The following is a 17,203-nucleotide window of genomic DNA, read 5'->3' on the forward strand; positions in this document are numbered from 1 at the left end:
GTGCGGCCACGGACAGTCCGTGGCAGGAGGGTCGCCTGCGTCGGCAACCGGCCCAGCCTACCGGGAGCGGCGCTGACCAGCCAAATCGGTGCTCGCGGTCAGGGCTGCGGGCCGGTGGCCGCAGGCTCCGGCTCGGGCAGCTCGTCGCGCACGGGTCGCCGCCACGGCCGGACGCCGCCGGGCCGCAGCCCCCGCGGCCACCAGGGCGGGAACGCGTCCGGTGCGCGATCAAGCACCCCGCCCGCCGGATCGTCCACCCGGCCGTGCCACCGGACCAGGTCGAGGTCGGGTCGGTAGATCTGCCGGATGACCAGCACGCACAGGCCGGCCACCGCGACGTCGCGTAGCAGCACGGTGGTGGTGAACACCTCCTGCGGCAGCCCCATGTTCTGTTCGCCGAACAGGAACAGCATCCGCGGAATCCACACCAGCGCGTCGATCGTCATCCACGCCAACAGGATTCGCCGGTGCGGCAGTGCGAGCGCCGCCAGCGGGACCAGCCACAGCGAGTACTGCGGGCTCCACACCTTGTTGGTCAGCAGGAACGCCGCCACCACCAGGAACGCGAGCTGCGCGAGCCTGGGGCGTCGGGCCGCCGTCATCGCGACGTAGGCGATGCCGACGCAGCACAGGACGAACAGCACGGCGGTCACCGCGTTCAGCACGGTCGGCGGCTCCCAGAAGCCGAGGTCCCGATCGAAGCCCCGCCAGCCGGTGAACACCTTCACCACGTTGTAGATCGAGTCCATGTCGTCGCCGCGACGGGTGTTGAGCCGGAAGAACTCCGACCACCCCCGCGGGAACAGCACCATGATCGGCAGGTTGACGAGCAGCCACGTGGCGAACGTCGCCAGCGCCGTCTTGCCGAACTCTCGCAGCCGCCCGGTGCGCACGCAGAGCAGTAGCAGCGGCACCAGGAGCAGCAGCGGATAGAGCTTGAGCGCCACGCCCACGCCGATCAGCACGCCGGCGAGCACCGGTCTCTTCCGCGACCACGCCAGCAGCGCGGCCATCGCCGCGGCCGTGGCGAGCGCGTCGAAGTTGGTGAAGATCTGGAAGATCAGCAGCGGGGACGCCGCGACGACGGCCGCGTCCCACACCCGCCGGCCGGCCAGCAGCGACGTCGCCCACACGGTGGCCAGCCACGCCAGCGCGAGCCCGAACGCCGAGATGTTGAAGAACATCACGACTTCGGCGGTCACGGGTACCGACACGAGCTTCGTCAGCGCGGTGTAGGTCTTGGCGAGCGCCATCGACGCGTACTGGTAGAGCCCGGTCAGGACCGGATACTCCATGTAGCGAATTGCCTCGGACCCGTCGTACTGCGTCCGCGGCTCGCCCCGCGAGTCCTTCTCGATCCAGCTGGACTTGTACGGAAACTTGCCCTGATTCAACAACTCCGCGGTGTACAGCGGCACCGTGTCGGAGTAGCAGAGTTCGTAGTAGGCGCGCTGGTTCTCCCACACCGCGACGCGCTGATCGGCCGTTCCGCTGTCGGTGGACTGCAGGCACGCCGCCTTGGTGGAGTAGCCGAACGCCAGGAACAGCAGCGCGATCGCCATCATCACGCGCAGCGGCGTCAGGAACCGCGTCCGTCCGATCACCGCGTGCTTGCCCACCGGGCCGCCGGCGAGCGACGACAACGCGCGCACCGTGACGTCGTTGCGGCTGGGCAGATCCCGGTCGTCGGCCGTCCGCAGATCGTCCGCGAGCGGCGCGGGTGAGACGGTGCCTGCCGGTGGGTGCGCGGGAGTCGTCGACTCGTCCGGTTCCGCGCCGGTCACGGCGGAGGAGGCGGCGCTGTCGCAGTCGGCGTGACGCCGGCGGGTACGAGCGGAGCGTTCGGGTCGACGCCCGGCGGCGGCGGGGGCGGCGCGGCGGGCACCGTCGTCGGCGGACCGAACGGAATCGTGATGCCCGGCGCGATCTCCAGCGTCGGCTGGATCACCGTCTCCGACGGCGGCGGCGGCGCCACCACCGTGGACGACGGCTGCGGCGCCGGGGCCTGCGGCACACCCGCGTAGCCGCCGATCTCGGTGGGCTTCGGGAAGGTCTCGGTGTCGGTGCCCTCGAGGGCGCCGTCCATCGTGTCCTTCCAGATGTCCGACGGCAGGCCCGAGCCGTAGACCGGCGAGCCGTACGAATTGACCAGCGGCTGCGTGCCGTCGGTGGTGCCGACCCACACCGCGGTGGACAGCGACGGCGTGAAGCCGACCATCCAGGCGTCGCGGTTGGCGCCGGTGTCGCCGAGCTGGTTGGTGCCCGTCTTCGCCGCCGACGGCCGACCGCCCGCGAGGTTGTGGCCGTTGGAGTACCCGGCGATCGGCTGCATCGCCGCGGTCACGTTGTCGGCGACGGCCTTGTCGATCCGCTGCTCGCCGTTGTCGACCTGCTCGGCCGCGTCGAAGAGCACCTTGCCGTCGGAGTTCACCACCTTCTGCACGAAGTGCGGCCGGTGGTAAATGCCGGAGTTCGCGAGCGTCGCGTACGCGGAGGCCATATCGATGACGCGCGACTGGTACTGGCCCAGCACGACGCCGTTGTTGGGCGGGCCACCCTGGCCGTCCTCGCTCAACGTGTGCTCGATGCCGGGGATGCTCTCGGCGACGCCCGCGGCGTGCGCGGCGTCGGCCACGTCCTGCGGCCCGTTCTTCAGCTTGAGCATCAGCCGGTAGTAGCTGGTGTTGAGCGAGCGCTTCAGCGCCTCGGCGACGCTGCAGGTGCCGCAGCCGCCACCCTCGACGTTGTTGATAGTGATGCCGTTGACCGTCACCGGCGAGCTGTCCACCTGGTAGCCCAGGCCGATGCCCTGCTGCAGCGCCGCGACGAGCGCGAACACCTTGAACGACGAACCGGTCGGCAGACCGGCCTGCGCGAAGTCGAAGCCGTTGGCGTCGGTGCCGCCGAAGTACGCCTTGACCCCGCCGGTCTTCGGATCGATCGACACGACCGCCGACCGCATGTCCGGCGCCTGACCGTCGAGCGTCTCGGTGACCGCGTCCTGGGCCGCCGTCTGCGCCTTCGGGTCGATGGTGGTCGTGATCTGCAGACCCTCGGTGTTCAAGGTCTGCTCGTCGATGTCGAAGAGGTCGAGCAGCTCCTTGGTGACCTGGCGCTCGATCAGCCCGTTCGGGCCCGTCGTCTGCCCCTCCTGCCGGGCCTGCTCGGGCGGCACCGTCACCGGGAACACCTGCGCGGCGCGGTCGGAGTCGGACAGCGCGCCCATGGTGACCATGCCGTCGAGCACCCAGTTCCAGCGCTCGAGGGCGCCCTCCGGGTCGACGGCGGGGTCGAGCGTCGACGGCCGCTGGATCAGCGCCGCGAGCAGCGCGCCCTCGGAGACCGAGAGCTGCTCCACCGGCTTGCCGAAGTAGGCCTGCGCGGCGGCGGCGACACCGTACGCGCCACGGCCGAAGTAGATGATGTTGAGGTAGGACTGCAGCACCGCGTCCTTGGACCACTCCCGCGACATCTTCGTCGAGATGACCAGTTCCTTGGCCTTGCGGACCAGGCCGCCGACGCCGGACCGGGCGTCGCCGACGAGCGCGTTCTTCACGTACTGCTGCGTGATGGTCGAGCCACCCTGCAGGTCGCCACCGAAGATGTTGTTCTTGAACGCGCGCAGGAAGCCGGTGAACGAGAAGCCGGGGTTGGTGTAGAAATCGCGGTCCTCGGCGGCCATCGCCGCATCGCGGACGTGCACCGGGATCTTGTCGATGTCGACGTCGACGCGGTTTCCCTCGGGCGGCACGATCCGCGCGAGTTCACTGCCGTCGGCGGCCAGGATCGTCGACACCTGCGCGGTGCGGATGTCGCCGGGCTTGGGCACCTCGACGATCAGATACGCCATCGCGAAGGTCACGATCGGCAGCAGGACCGCCGCGATCGCCGCGACGATCAGCCCGCGCCGGACCCACTTCCAATTGACCTGCTTCTTGCCGCCGGACCCCTTGCCGGAGTCCCCCGGACCCTGCGGGCCGCGCGGCCCACCCGGGCCACCGGGTCCACCAGGACCGCCCGGGCCACCGGGGGGTGGCGGGCCGAACGACTGCTGGCGCTGCGGCTTGCGGCCGTCGAGTGCCGCCTTGACGACGTCGACCTGGTCGCGCAGGCGCGGGTCGTTGGCGTCGCGCACCGGCGGCAGGACCATGGTGCGTCGGTCGTCGGGGGTGGCGGGACCACCCGGCCGGCGCGGCGGCGGGGTCTTGCCGCCGGCGGGCGTCGTGGGTCGGCTCGGCGGGGGCTTCTGTCCACCCTGTCCGCTCGGCGCGCTGTGTCCGCCGGGACGTCGGGCCTGCGGGCCACCGACACCGTCAGCCGCGGGCCTCTTGGGCGCGTCGTCGGCTGACCTGTCGTGGCGCCCTTCGCTATTCACTGGCCGTGCGCGCTCCGGAGCGCGCCGTTCGGGTGCGGGTGCCCCTGCTCTTGGGGGCGGCCTTCGGAGCCTTGGGGGCTCCCAGCACGTAGGACTTCACCAGGTGGTTCCAGCTGCACGTACGGCAGACCTCCACGACGTGAACGGCGAACTCGTCGAACCGCGCGGCCAGTTGAACCAACTCCTCGGTGGTGCGGGCGGACCCGGAAACGGCCCCGAGGTGGTCGCCGAACACCCAGGACACCAGGGTCAGCGGTTCCTTGCGGCAGATCGGGCACGACACCGAACTCTGCTTGCCGTGATACTTCGCGGCCCTCAGGAGGTACGGATTTGCGTCACAGACCTCGGTGACGCCGGTGCGTCCCGAGTAGACCTCTGCCAGCAGGGACCGTCGCTTGAGGGCGTAGTCCACCACCTGTCGCTGCAATCGCACGATGACCAGAGTACGTCGGCTGCCACAGGGCCGAGGGGCGACTCCCGTCGGCGGCGCGGGTGGATTTGGCAACTGATCAGCACGAACCGCGCCCCACCTCCTACGATCATCGCGTGGCGACCCGGCAGAGCGCAGGAACCCGAGCGAAGGACACCGATCGCAACGACGCGTGTCAGATCCTCGACAGCGCGCTCGCCGACGGTCAGCTCTCGATGGAGGAGCACCGCACCCGCGTCGCGCTGGCGACCACGGCCGAGACGCTCGGCGATCTGCAGTCGCTGCTCTCCGACCTCCAGATGGCGAACGCGCCGGTGCAGATGGCGGAACTGAAGAAGCCGTCGCCGTTCAAGGCGGGCGGGCCGGGCGCGGGCATCGGGCTGCGCCTCGCCGTCGCCGGGGTGCTGGTGGTGCTCGGCATGGCGATCGGCTGGGGGTTGTACGGCAACACGACGTCGCCGCTGAGCTTCACCTCCGACCCGGGCGCCAAGTCCGACGGCATCCCGGCCAAGGTGTTGACCCCGCCCCGACAATTGCAGTCCCTGGGCGGACTGAACGGCCTGCTCGAGCAGATGCGGCAGCGCTTCGGCGACACCATGGGCTACAACCTCACGATCTACCCCGACTACGCGGTGCTCGACCGGCCCGATCCGAGCGACGACCGCCGCTACCTGGCCTACTACTACAAGGGCGGCTTCGACGACCCGAACGCCAACACCAAGTCCGACGACGACGTGCTGGTGGACCTGGGCGCGTTCGACGTCGAGAAGGTCGTCGGCCTGCTGCGCGGCGCACCGGAGACGGTCGGGCTCAACCCGAAGGACGTCGAGCCCGGTGACGTCAACCTCAGCATCGACCCCACCCGCGACCCGGTGACCCCGGGCGAGATCACGCTGCGGATCGGCGTCAACAGCGACTTCGGCAGCGGCTACATCACGCTCGCCGGCGACGGCACGATCAAGCGGATCGACGCCGCGACCGACTGATCCCGCAGCACCCGGCGTCTGCGGCTTCCGCCCGGATGGCCACCGTCAGGTGAGCGTCGGGTGAACCCCGTCTGAACCCAATGTGGCCCCGCTATAGCGCTACATATATCGGCGCGATACAGTTGGCCGAGGTGTTGAACCGCTGTAGCGAAAACGCGCGCCGTCGTCGGAGGAGGTGATTCGGGTGCTTGAACTGGCCATTCTGGGCTTGCTGCTCGAATCGCCCATGCACGGCTACGAGCTGCGCAAGCGGCTCACCGGTCTGCTCGGCGCGTTCCGGGCGTTCTCCTACGGCTCGCTGTACCCCGCCCTACGCCGCATGCAGGCCGACGGGCTCATCGTCGAAGACGTGGCACCCATCGGGACCGTGAAGGTCCGCCGGGCGCGCCGGGTCTACCAGCTGTCCGACACCGGCAAGGCCCGCTTCGCCGAGCTGGTCGCCGACACCGGTCCGCAGAACTACACCGACGACGGCTTCGGCGTGCACCTGGCGTTCTTCAACCGGACGCCGGCCGAGGCCCGCATGCGCATTCTCGAAGGCCGCCGCAGGCAGGTCGAGGAGCGCCGAGAGAGTCTGCGTGAAGCCATCGCGCGGGCGAGCAGCTCGTTCGACCGCTACACCAAGCAACTGCACCAGCTCGGCCTCGAGTCCAGCGAGCGCGAAGTGAAGTGGCTCAACGACCTGATCGCAGCCGAACGCGGGGCGCAACGCCCCGACACCACCACTCCCTGAAGTAATAGCCCGAATCGGAACCGAAGGTCCGTACCAAGAAGGAGAAGTCCCATGTCGAACGAGGTTCGCGTCGCAATTGTCGGCGTAGGAAACTGCGCGTCCTCGCTGGTCCAAGGTGTGCAGTACTACCAGGACGCAGACGAGAACGCCAACGTCCCCGGCTTGATGCACGTCAAGCTCGGCCCGTACCACGTGCGCGACGTGAAGTTCGTCGCCGCGTTCGACGTGGATGCCAAGAAGGTCGGCTTCGACCTGTCCGAGGCCATCTTCGCCTCCGAGAACAACACCATCAAGATCGCTGACGTGCCGCCGGCCGACGTCACCGTGCAGCGCGGCCCGACCCTCGACGGCATCGGCAAGTACTACGCCGAGACCATCGAGATCTCCGACACCGACCCCGTCGACGTCGTGAAGGTGCTCAAGGACGCGAACGTCGACGTGCTGGTGTCCTACCTGCCCGTCGGTTCCGACGAGGCCGACAAGTTCTACGCCCAGTGCGCCATCGACGCGAAGGTCGCCTTCGTCAACGCGCTGCCCGTGTTCATCGCCTCCGACCCCGAGTGGGCGAAGAAGTTCGCCGACGCCGGCGTGCCGATCGTCGGCGACGACATCAAGAGCCAGGTCGGCGCCACCATCACCCACCGCGTGATGGCCAAGCTGTTCGAGGACCGCGGCGTCACGCTGGACCGCACCTACCAGCTCAACGTCGGCGGCAACATGGACTTCAAGAACATGCTCGAGCGCGAGCGTCTCCAGTCCAAGAAGGTCTCCAAGACCCAGGCCGTGACCTCCAACCTGACCGGCTCGCTGGCCGACAAGATCGAGGACCGCAACGTCCACATCGGCCCGTCCGACCACGTCGCGTGGCTCGACGACCGCAAGTGGGCCTACGTCCGCCTCGAGGGCCGCGCCTTCGGCGACGTGCCGCTGACCCTCGAGTACAAGCTCGAGGTGTGGGACTCGCCGAACTCGGCCGGCATCATCATCGACGCCGTGCGTGCGGCGAAGATCGCCCTGGACCGCGGCATCGGCGGACCCATCGAGGCCGCCTCGGCGTACCTCATGAAGAGCCCGCCCAAGCAGCTGGCCGACGACGTCGCGCGCGTGCAGCTCGAGACGTTCATCGCCGGCGAGTAGGACCGCAGCGACTCGGGTGCAAGCCAGGCCGAGTAACTCCCGGCTCGACCTCTGCACCCGTAGCCGCGCTCAGCGCGGTTGCGGGTGCACACTTCGCTGTCGGTAGTGTCCGAATCGTGGTCGACCCGAACATCTCAGACGACGAACTCCTTGGCCTCGACGAATTCGCGCTGCTGCCCGAGAACGCGGAGCAGATCGGCGCCGAGCGGATCCCCGACGTCACGCGCATCGAGTCCGGCCCGATCAGCGCGCTGAAGTGGGGAACGACGTCGCCCGAGGTCGTCTTCCTGCACGGCGGCGGCCAGAACGCGCACACCTGGGACACCGTCATTCTCGGCCTCGGCGTGCCCGCGCTCGCCATCGACCTGCCCGGCCACGGCCGATCGGCGTGGCGCGAGGACGGCGACTACGGGCCGAAGCTCGCCGCCGAGACCCTGACGCCGGTGCTCCGCGAGTGGGCGCCGTCACCCCGCCTGGTCGTCGGCATGTCGCTGGGCGGGCTGACCGCACTGCGCCTCGCCGCCACCGCACCCGACCTGGTCCCCGAACTCGTCCTCGTCGACGTCACGCCGTCGGCGCCGGAACGCCACGAGGAGATGACCAAGGCGCAACTCGGCGCCGTCGCGCTGGTGCGCGGCGACCGCGAGTTCCCCAGCTTCGAGGCCATGCTCGACGTCACCGTCGCGGCCTCACCGCACCGCGACCGGAAGTCGTTGCGCCGCGGCGTGTTCCACAACAGCAAGCAGCTCGACGACGGCAGCTGGACCTGGCGGTACGACTCCTTCCGCAAGGGCGACGGGTTCGAGGGACTGTGGGACGACGTCCCCGCGATCACCATGCCGACGACGCTGGTGCGCGGCGCCAACTCCTTCTTCGTCAACGACGAGGACGCCGAGGCATTCGCGGCGGGAGCGCCCGGCTTCCGCACCACCCACGTGGTCCCCGACGCCGGGCACTCCGTGCAGGGCGATCAGCCGCGGGCACTGGTCGAGATCCTGCGCGGCGTGCTGGGCGGCTGAGCGCTTGGCCTTCCGGCGATTCGGGTAGCCCCCCGGCATGACTGCACCAGCAGAACCAGCAGAGCCGTTGACCCCCGCCGAGACCCCCGAGCGCCTGACCCCGCACGAGACCCCCGAGCGCCTCGTCCCGGTCGACCCGCCGGAGCCTGCACCGGCCACGGAGCCCGCCCCCGCTTAAGACTGGGTTCAACCACCCGTCGCTCCGCTCGCCCCGGGCGTTCACCCATTCGTCGGCGAATGCTTCCCTCGCCTCGATAGGTTCACGAACGACGCGGTCACAGCCCTGACCGCGTCGCTTCGCGAAAGGACCATCGACGATGGCGCTCGTCCCACTGAACCTGTTCGTGTCGCACGACGGAAAGTCGAAGCGGCAGCACATCACCTGCCGGTACAAGTGTGGCGACGCGTGCTCGAAGCCCGTCCCCAACACGAGCGACAACGAATACTTCGGGGACATCGTCAAGGCCATGTCCCGGCGATCGGTGCTGCAGGCCAGCGGTGTGGCCGTGCTCGCCGTCGGTGCGGGATCGGTGCTGGCCGCATGTTCGCCGAGCGAATCCGGCACGGCCGCAACGTCGTCCGTGGGACCCGCCGAACCTCGCACGATGCCCGGCATGAAGTTCGACGCCGTGGCGCCCAACAGCGACGACGCCGTCGTCATCCCCGGTGGGTACAACCAGGGCGTCGTGATCAGTTGGGGTGACCCGGTCCTGCCCGGCGCGCCGATGTTCGACGTCACCAAGCAGACCGCCGCCGCCCAGCGCCAGCAGTTCGGCTTCAACAACGACTTCGCAGGCATGTTGCCGATCGAGGGACAGCCCGGCCGGTTCCTCCTGGTGACCAACTTCGAGTACGCCACGCCGCAGTTCATGTTCCCCGGCTATAAGGCCGACGCCCCGACGCGCGAGCAGTTCGACATCGAGATCGCCGCAATGGGCATGGGTGTGGTGGAGGTCGAGCGCACACCGCAGGGTGGCCTGCGCCCGGTGATGGGCCGCTACAACCGGCGCATCACCGCGGACACCCCGTTCGCGTTGACCGGACCCGCCGCGGGCACGGACTTCGTCAAGACCGCCGCCGACCCGACCGGCCGCACCGTCGCGGGCACCTTCGCCAACTGCTCCGGCGGCGTCACCCCGTGGGGCACCGTGCTGTCCGGCGAGGAGAACTTCCACAGCTACTTCGGCGCGGCCAAGGGCGCACCCGCGGTGAACCCCGCGGACACCGAGCGCCAGGACCGCTACGGCGTCAAGCTGGAACCCTCCGAATTGCTCTGGGAGACATTCGATCCCCGCTTCGACGCGGCCAAGTCGCCGAACGAGCTGAATCGCTTCGGCTACGTCGTCGAGGTCAATCCGTGGGACCCCAACTCGACACCGGTCAAGCACTCCGCGATGGGTCGCCTCAAGCACGAGGGCGCCAACGTCTACGTCACCGGCGACGGCAGCGTGGTCGCCTACACCGGCGACGACGAGCGCTTCGACTACATGTACAAGTTCGTGTCGGCCAGGAAGATTCAGCCCGGACGTGATGCCCCGGCGATGGCGAACAACATGGCCATTCTCGACGAGGGCACGCTGTACGTAGCGAAACTGACGAGCGACATTCCCGCGTCCGAGATCGACGGCTCGGGCACGCTGCCCGCCAAGGGATCGTTCGCGGGCAGCGGCACGTGGCTGCCACTGCTCAAGTCCGGCCCCGGCGGGCAGGCCGAGTCACTGGTGCCCGGCTTCAGCCCCCAGGAGGTCGCGGTGTTCACCCGCCTCGCCGCCGACAAGGCCGGCGCCACCAAGATGGACCGCCCGGAGGACTTCGAGGCCAATCCGAAGACCGGCAAGGTGTACGTCGCGCTGACCAACAACGACGAGCGCGGCGCTCCCGGAGAGGCGCCCGTAGACGCGGTCAACCCCCGCAACGACAACAAGAGCGGCCAGGTCCTCGAGATCACCGACGACCACACGGGAACCGAGTTCACCTGGGACCTCCTGCTGGTGTGCGGTGACCCCGCCGCGGCCGACACGTACTTCGCCGGGTTCGACAAGACGAAGGTCAGCCCGATCTCCTGCCCCGACAACCTCGCCTTCGACAGCCACGGCAACCTGTGGATCTCCACCGACGGCAACGCCCTGGACTCCAACGACGGCCTGTTCGCCGTCGCGCTCGAGGGACCCAACCGCGGCGAGACCAAGCAGTTCCTCACCGTCCCGCTGGGTGCGGAGACCTGCGGTCCGGTCATCACCGACGACTTCGTCACGGTGTCCGTCCAGCACCCGGGTGAGAACGACGACAACAGCATCGACGATCCGATGTCCCGCTGGCCCGAGGGCGGCAACGGCACGGCGCGGCCGTCTGTGGTCGCGGTGTGGCGCGACGGCGGCAACATCGGCGTCTAGTTCCTCCGCCACCTTCTCCCGGCGAGCAGTCGCAAACTCCCTTGTTTTCGCCCGATTGAGGGGAGTTCACGTCTGCTCGCGGGAGAACTGGAGGGAGAAGGGGTATGGGTAGGGGTATGACTTCTTCGAGCCTTCCCGTCCGCATCGCGGTCCAGCTGCAGCCCCAGCACTCCCCCAACTACGGCCTGATGCGCGACGCGGTGAAGCGCGCCGAGGACATCGGCGTCGACGTCGCGTTCAACTGGGACCACTTCTTCCCGCTGTACGGCGATCCCGAGGGCGCCCACTACGAGTGCTGGACCATGCTCGGCGCGTGGGCGGAGCAGACGTCGCGCATCGAGATCGGCGCGCTGGTGACCTGCAACTCCTACCGCAATCCGGAGCTGCTCGCCGACATGGCCCGCACCGTCGACAACATCTCCGACGGCCGGCTGATCCTCGGCATCGGCTCGGGCTGGAAGGAGAAGGACTACGACGAGTACGGCTACGAGTTCGGTACCGCCGGTGGCCGTCTCGACGACCTCGCCGGGGCGCTTCCCCGCATCACCTCGCGGCTGGGCAAGCTCAACCCGCAGCCGGTCCGCGAGATCCCGATCCTGATCGGCGGCCAGGGCGAGAAGAAGACGCTGCGGATGGTCGCGGAGTACGCGCACATCTGGCACGGCTTCACCGACGCCAGCACCTACCCCGCCAAGGCCGAGGTACTCGACCGGCACTGCGCCGACGTCGGCCGGGACCCGTCGGCGATCGAGCGCTCGTCGGGCGTCCCGGAGAAGGACGTCGACACGATGCTCGCCGGCGCCGAGTCGCTCGTCGGCCTGGGCGTCACGCTGCTGACCATCGGCGTCAACGGCCCGGACTACGACCTGGCCCCCGCCGAGGCGCTGGTCCGCTGGCGCGACGACCGCGCCAAGGGGTAGTCGCGAGGCGATTCCCCAGGACGTGGCAGCGTGAGACACTTCACCCGCCATGCCCAAGAAGTACGGGGTCAAAGAGAAGGACCTGGTGGTCACGCACGTCGTGAACCTGGTCCTGACGGGCAAGCTGCGCTCCGGTGACCGGCTGGACCGCGGCGAGATCGCCGACGAGTTGGGCCTGAGCCGAGTTCCGGTGCAGGAGGCCCTGGTTCAGCTCGAGCGCGACGGCGTCGTGTCGACCCAGTACCACCGCGGCGCCTACGTGGAGCGCTTCGACGAGAACGCCGTCCGCGAGCACCACGAGCTGTACGGCGTGCTCAACGGCATCGCGTCGGCGCGCGCCGCGGACCGGCCCAGCACGGAGCTGACCGACGAACTCGGCGCCGTGCTGGACGGTCTGCGCGCCGGGCCGGAGTCGAAGGGCTTCCGGGAGGGCGCCGTCCGGTTCCGGCGGGCCGTCAACGACCGGCATGCCGGGCCCCGCCTGCAGGCCGCCATCCGGGCGTCGACGACGCTGATGCCGCGCACCTTCTGGTCGATCTACTTCGACGGCCACCGCCCCGAGTTGGTGGACCTCTACGAAGCGGAGTTCGCGGCGATCGCCGGACGCGAGCCGGAGGCCGCGCGTGACGCGTGCGTCCGCCGCGCGACGGTGATGGGCCAGACGATGGTGACCGAACTGGTTCGGCGGCGGGTGATCCCGCCCTCGCACTTCCCGTCCGTTTCGTTCTGAACGCGGGTAAGTGGGCGGACGTCGCGGCTCGACCGATACGTTCTCCTGATGACACGCGACGGGTTGCTCAAGACCACCGTCCTGTTCCTCGTCCTCGCGACGCTGTTCGGCCTCGGCATGGCCGCGCCGAGCGCCCGCGCGGACCAGTGCGCGCCGCCGGGCGAGCAGAGCGCCAGCGCCCTGCCGACCAACCTCGCGGAGGCCGCGCAGGGACCGGGGGCGGACAAGTACACGACCCCCACCGTCGAACCGCTCGCGAGCGTCGACGTCAACCGGCTGGGCCTCGGTACTCCGGGCGTCCTCACCGTGGGAACCCTGTCGGACGCACCGCCGAGCATCTGCATCGATTCGAGCGGCCAGTTCACCGGCTTCGACAACGAGTTGCTCCGCGCCGTCGCCGAGAAGCTGGGGTTGCGCGTCAACTTCGTCGGTACCGACTTCTCGGGCCTGCTCGCGCAGGTGGCATCGCGTCGCTTCGACGTGGGGTCGTCGTCGATCACCACCACCGACGCGCGCCGCCAGACCGTCGGCTTCACCAACGGTTACGACTTCGGCTACTTCTCGCTGGTGGTGCCGGGCGGCTCGCCGATCAAGGGGTTCGGTGACCTCACAGCAGGGCAGCGGATCGGCGTCGTGCAGGGCACCGTGCAGGAGGCCTACGTCGTCGACACCCTCGGCCTGGATCCGGTGAAGTTCCCCGACTACAACACCCTGTACGGCAGCCTCAAGACCGGACAGATCGACGCGTGGGTGGCCCCGTCGCAGCAGGCGCAGGGCACCATCCAGGCGGGCGACCCGACCGAGATCATCGAGAACACGTTCAGCCTGGACAACTTCGTCGCCTACGCGGTCGCCAAGGAGAACAAGCCGCTGATCGACGCGCTCAACTCGGGTCTGGACGCCGTGATCGCCGACGGCACCTGGGCGCGGCTCTACACGGACTGGGTGCCCCGCGCGCTGCCGAACGGGTGGAAGCCGGGCTCCAAGGCCGCGCCGGTGCCCCAGCTGCCCGACTTCACCGCGATCGCCGCCGCCGGTGCCGCCGAGGCCGGGCCGCGGGCCGCACCGCCGGCGCCCAAGTCGACACTCGCGCAACTCAAGGACACGTTCCTCGACTGGGATCTCTACCGGCAGGCCATCCCCGACCTCTTCAAGACCGGCCTGCCCAACACGTTGATCCTGACGTTCTGCGCCAGCATCATCGGCCTCGTGCTGGGCATGGGACTCGCGGTCGCGGGCATCTCCCGATCGCGGTGGCTGCGCTGGCCCGCCCGCATCTACACCGACGTCTTCCGCGGGCTCCCCGAGGTCGTCATCATCCTGCTCATCGGGCTCGGCATCGGGCCGATCGTCGGCGGTCTCACCGGCAACAATCCCTACCCGCTGGGCATCGCCGCGCTGGGACTGATGGCCGGCGCGTACATCGGCGAGATCTTCCGCTCCGGCATCCAGAGCGTCGAGGCCGGCCAGCTCGAGGCCTCGCGCGCACTGGGATTCAGCTACACCAGCTCGATGCAGCTGGTGGTGATCCCGCAGGGCATCCGGCGGGTGCTGCCCGCTCTGGTCAACCAGTTCATCTCGCTGCTGAAGGCGTCGTCGCTGGTGTACTTCCTCGGCCTGATCGCCAGCCAGCGCGAGCTGTTCCAGGTGGGCCGCGACCTCAACGCGCAGACCGGAAACCTGTCGCCGCTGGTCGCCGCCGGCATCTTCTACCTCGCGCTGACCATCCCGCTGACCCACCTGGTCAACTACATCGACAACAGGCTGCGCAGCGGCCGCACCCAGACCGAACCGGACGATCCGCTCGACCCGGCCAGTCCGCCCCGGACCCAGGAGATGGTGTGAGTACCCCCACTACCAAGAGCACCGCGTTCGAGCCGGTGTCGCTGTCCGCCACCGACCTTCACCTCGCGTTCGGGCCGAACAAGGTCCTGCGCGGCGTCGACGTCGACGTCCCCGCCGGCACCACGGCCGCAGTGATCGGCCCGTCCGGCTCGGGCAAGTCGACGCTGCTGCGCACCCTGAACCGGCTCTACGAACCGGACCAGGGCGACATCCTGCTCGACGGAAAGTCGGTGTTGGGCGACAACCCCGATCAACTGCGGCAGCGCATCGGCATGGTGTTCCAGCAGTTCAATCTCTTCCCGCACCGCAGTGTGATCGACAACGTCACGCTGGGGCCGCGCAAGCTGAAGAAGCTCAGCGCCGACGCCGCACGCGACCTCGGCATGGAACACCTGGAGCGAGTGGGCCTGCGGCACAAGGCCGAGGTGCGGCCGGGCACGCTGTCCGGCGGTCAGCAGCAGCGCGTGGCGATCGCCCGGGCGCTCGCCATGTCACCGCAGGTGATGTTCTTCGACGAGGCCACCTCCGCGCTGGACCCCGAACTGGTCAAGGGCATCCTGGCCCTCATCGCCGACCTCGCGAGCGACGGCATGACCATGGTCGTGGTGACGCACGAGATGGGGTTCGCCCGGTCGACGGCGGACTCGCTGGTGTTCATGGACCACGGCCGCGTCGTCGAATCGGGACCGCCGGAGCGGCTGTTCGAATCCGCCGAAACCGACAGACTGCGCCAGTTCCTCTCCCAGGTTCTCTAAAGCTGAGTCTTCGGGTGCTGACAGCCGCTGACAGGTTAGACTAGCGAATCATGGTGGAAACCGAACCGCAGGTCACTGAACTGGCGGGAGAGCTGCAACAGGTGCTCTCCAAGCTGTTCTCGGTGCTCCGGCGCACCGGCGACACCCACAAGAGCGACGATCAACCCGGCGCAGACCTGACCCTCGCGCAATTGTCGATCCTGTTGACGCTGCTCGACCTGGGCCCCATCCGCATGACGGAACTGGCCGCCCACGAGCGCGTCCGCACGCCCACCACCACCGTCGCGATCCGCCGGCTCGAGAAGCTCGGTCTGGTGAAGCGCTCACGGGATCCCTCGGATCTGCGGGCCGTCCTCGTCGACGTGACCCCGCGCGGACTCGTTCAGCACCGCGAGGCGCTGGCCACCCGGCGCGCGGCGCTGGCCGCCATGCTCACCAAGCTCACCGCCGAGGAGCGCGACGCGCTCGCCGCCGCACTGGCGCCGCTCACGCGGCTGTCCGAACAGGCCGTGAACTAGCTCAGCCGAGCCAATCCAGCACGGCCGCAGCGGTCCACGACTGCTGCATGCTGCCGAGCGGCTCACCGGTGAACGGTTCGTAGTACTCGGCGAACGTCCCGTCGCTGGCCTGCCGCAGGCCCTCGCGACGCAGCATCGCCGACCGCTCGGCCCAGCCCCGGCGGGCGAAGCACCACGAGAACAGCCACGTCATCACCGGCCACACCGGCCCACGCCAGTACTCGCGGGCCCGGAAGTCCCGCGCCACCGGTGACGTCGACGGGATGACGCTGTACTTCAGGTCCGGGTGGCCGCAGAACCGCGGGCCCTCCAGCAGCTTGAGCAGCGTCCGTTCCCGCTCGTGCGGGAGGCCGCCGCACAGCAGCGGGGCGAACTGCGCGACGGTCTCGGTGGCGATCCAGCTCTCCGCGCGGGTGTCGTAATCCCTTGCGGCGCCGGTCCGTTGGTCGGTGGTCTCGACCACGCCGGTACGGAACCGCTCGGCCCAGGCGTAGAGGTCGCGCACGTCGGCCTGGGGCCGCTTGTAGTCCTCGCCGATCTCGGCGAGCACCGTGCACGCCACCGACAGGATCGCCGAGACGAACACGTCCTCGACGGCGAAGCTCATGACCTTCTGCAGCAGCTCGTCGTCGTAGCGCGCCGACTTCATCTCCTCGACGAGCCACAGGTAGCGGTCGTACTCGAGGTCCGACGGGCGCTGGGTGGCGTCGGTGTTGATCTTGTTGTCCTCGCGCTGATACGGCGGCACCTCGCCGGGAATCACGTTGGCGTAGGCCGTATCCCAGCGTGGCGAGTTGTCCATGCCGGACTCCCAGCCGTGGTACAGCGTGACGCGGCCGCGGGACTGCGGGTCGCGCGCCTCGGCCAACCAGCGGTGCCAGCGCACCAGGTCCGGCCAGCGCCGGTCCAGGAACGCCTCGGCGACGGCACGGGTCGACCGGCCGCGGGTGCGCGCGTTGTCGAGGATGCGCTGCACCGCGATGGCGTGCACGGGCGGCTGCGTGATGCCCGAGGTGTGACGGCCGGCCGGGGCGTTGGGCGTCAGCGCGGAACACGCCCAGCGGGCCGGGCCGGGGAAGTAGCCGTCGACGCCGTTGGCGAACACGATGTGCGGGATCATCCCGTTGCGCCACTGCGCCGAGAGCAGCGTGTCGAGTTCGACGACCGCCCGCTCGACGCTCAACGGGGCCAGCCCGATCGACACGAACGCCGCGTCCCAGCTCCACATGTGCGGGTACAGCAGGGGTGCCGCGGTGGTCATCGTGCCCAGGTCATTGCCACGCAGCAGGTACGCGGCGCGGGCCGCCAGCTGGGTGGGCGCGAAGGTCGGATCGGGGGGCATCGGAACAATCATGCGACGAA

Annotated in this window: 15 protein-coding genes; 11 read left to right on the forward strand and 4 right to left on the reverse strand. The window is 69.3% G+C overall.

Going from position 1 to position 17,203, the window contains the following annotated elements; translation table 11 throughout:
• Positions 1–98: 98 nt before the first annotated feature.
• The 3 genes from AC1MEY_RS23955 to AC1MEY_RS23965 are packed head-to-tail and all read right to left on the reverse strand — an operon-like array spanning position 99 to position 4,808.
• The gene (locus AC1MEY_RS23955; RefSeq protein ID WP_480227858.1) at positions 99–1,784 is read right to left on the reverse strand and encodes a glycosyltransferase family 87 protein; all 1,686 of its coding nucleotides are present in this window, start codon (positions 1,782–1,784) and stop codon (positions 99–101) included.
• The gene (locus AC1MEY_RS23960; RefSeq protein WP_480227859.1) at positions 1,781–4,375 is read right to left on the reverse strand and encodes a transglycosylase domain-containing protein; all 2,595 of its coding nucleotides are present in this window, start codon (positions 4,373–4,375) and stop codon (positions 1,781–1,783) included. Before AC1MEY_RS23960 ends, AC1MEY_RS23955 begins: the two co-directional genes overlap by 4 nt.
• Positions 4,368–4,808, reverse strand: a complete 441-nt coding sequence (locus tag AC1MEY_RS23965) for a DUF5318 family protein (RefSeq protein WP_480227860.1) — start codon at positions 4,806–4,808, stop codon at positions 4,368–4,370. Before AC1MEY_RS23965 ends, AC1MEY_RS23960 begins: the two co-directional genes overlap by 8 nt.
• Positions 4,809–4,921: 113 nt before the next feature.
• On the opposite strand from AC1MEY_RS23965, the gene AC1MEY_RS23970 reads away from it, so the two are divergent.
• The 11 genes from AC1MEY_RS23970 (at position 4,922) to AC1MEY_RS24020 (ending at position 15,841) form a co-directional block, all read left to right on the forward strand.
• Positions 4,922–5,791 carry a DUF1707 SHOCT-like domain-containing protein gene (locus AC1MEY_RS23970; protein ID WP_480227861.1) on the forward strand — a complete coding sequence of 290 codons (870 nt, stop codon included), beginning with the start codon at positions 4,922–4,924 and terminating at the stop codon, positions 5,789–5,791.
• A gap of 184 nt (positions 5,792–5,975) precedes the next feature.
• Positions 5,976–6,524 (forward strand): PadR family transcriptional regulator, encoded by a 549-nt coding sequence (locus AC1MEY_RS23975; RefSeq protein WP_480227862.1) that lies wholly within the window; start codon positions 5,976–5,978, stop codon positions 6,522–6,524.
• A 51-nt stretch (positions 6,525–6,575) separates the two neighbouring features.
• Positions 6,576–7,661, forward strand: a complete 1,086-nt coding sequence (locus AC1MEY_RS23980) for an inositol-3-phosphate synthase (protein ID WP_480227863.1) — start codon at positions 6,576–6,578, stop codon at positions 7,659–7,661.
• Between the two features lie 116 nt (positions 7,662–7,777).
• Positions 7,778–8,680, forward strand: coding sequence for an alpha/beta fold hydrolase (locus AC1MEY_RS23985; protein WP_480227864.1), 903 nt, complete (start codon positions 7,778–7,780; stop codon positions 8,678–8,680).
• Positions 8,681–8,717: 37 nt separating this feature from the next.
• Positions 8,718–8,858, forward strand: coding sequence for a hypothetical protein (locus tag AC1MEY_RS23990; RefSeq protein WP_480227865.1), 141 nt, complete (start codon positions 8,718–8,720; stop codon positions 8,856–8,858).
• A 139-nt stretch (positions 8,859–8,997) separates the two neighbouring features.
• Positions 8,998–11,073 carry a PhoX family protein gene (locus tag AC1MEY_RS23995; RefSeq protein WP_480227866.1) on the forward strand — a complete coding sequence of 692 codons (2,076 nt, stop codon included), beginning with the start codon at positions 8,998–9,000 and terminating at the stop codon, positions 11,071–11,073.
• Between the two features lie 116 nt (positions 11,074–11,189).
• Positions 11,190–11,993 (forward strand): LLM class F420-dependent oxidoreductase, encoded by an 804-nt coding sequence (locus AC1MEY_RS24000; protein WP_480227867.1) that lies wholly within the window; start codon positions 11,190–11,192, stop codon positions 11,991–11,993.
• Positions 11,994–12,042: 49 nt separating this feature from the next.
• Positions 12,043–12,723 (forward strand): GntR family transcriptional regulator, encoded by a 681-nt coding sequence (locus AC1MEY_RS24005; protein ID WP_480227868.1) that lies wholly within the window; start codon positions 12,043–12,045, stop codon positions 12,721–12,723.
• 48 nt (positions 12,724–12,771) lie between these two features.
• Positions 12,772–14,568: an ABC transporter substrate-binding protein/permease gene (locus AC1MEY_RS24010; RefSeq protein WP_480227869.1), complete on the forward strand. Its 1,797-nt coding sequence runs from the start codon at positions 12,772–12,774 to the stop codon at positions 14,566–14,568.
• A complete protein-coding gene (locus AC1MEY_RS24015) occupies positions 14,565–15,323 on the forward strand; it encodes an amino acid ABC transporter ATP-binding protein (protein WP_480227870.1) in 759 nt (252 codons plus the stop codon). The genes AC1MEY_RS24010 and AC1MEY_RS24015 overlap by 4 nt, the downstream gene beginning before the upstream one ends.
• A gap of 50 nt (positions 15,324–15,373) precedes the next feature.
• Positions 15,374–15,841 (forward strand): MarR family transcriptional regulator, encoded by a 468-nt coding sequence (locus AC1MEY_RS24020; RefSeq protein ID WP_480227871.1) that lies wholly within the window; start codon positions 15,374–15,376, stop codon positions 15,839–15,841.
• Between the two features lies 1 nt (position 15,842).
• On the opposite strand, the gene ggh is transcribed toward AC1MEY_RS24020, so the two are convergent.
• Positions 15,843–17,183 carry a glucosylglycerate hydrolase gene (ggh, locus tag AC1MEY_RS24025; protein WP_480227872.1) on the reverse strand — a complete coding sequence of 447 codons (1,341 nt, stop codon included), beginning with the start codon at positions 17,181–17,183 and terminating at the stop codon, positions 15,843–15,845.
• Between the last annotated feature and the right edge of the window lie 20 nt (positions 17,184–17,203).

This window comes from Mycobacterium sp. PTI7 (genome assembly GCF_056679845.1).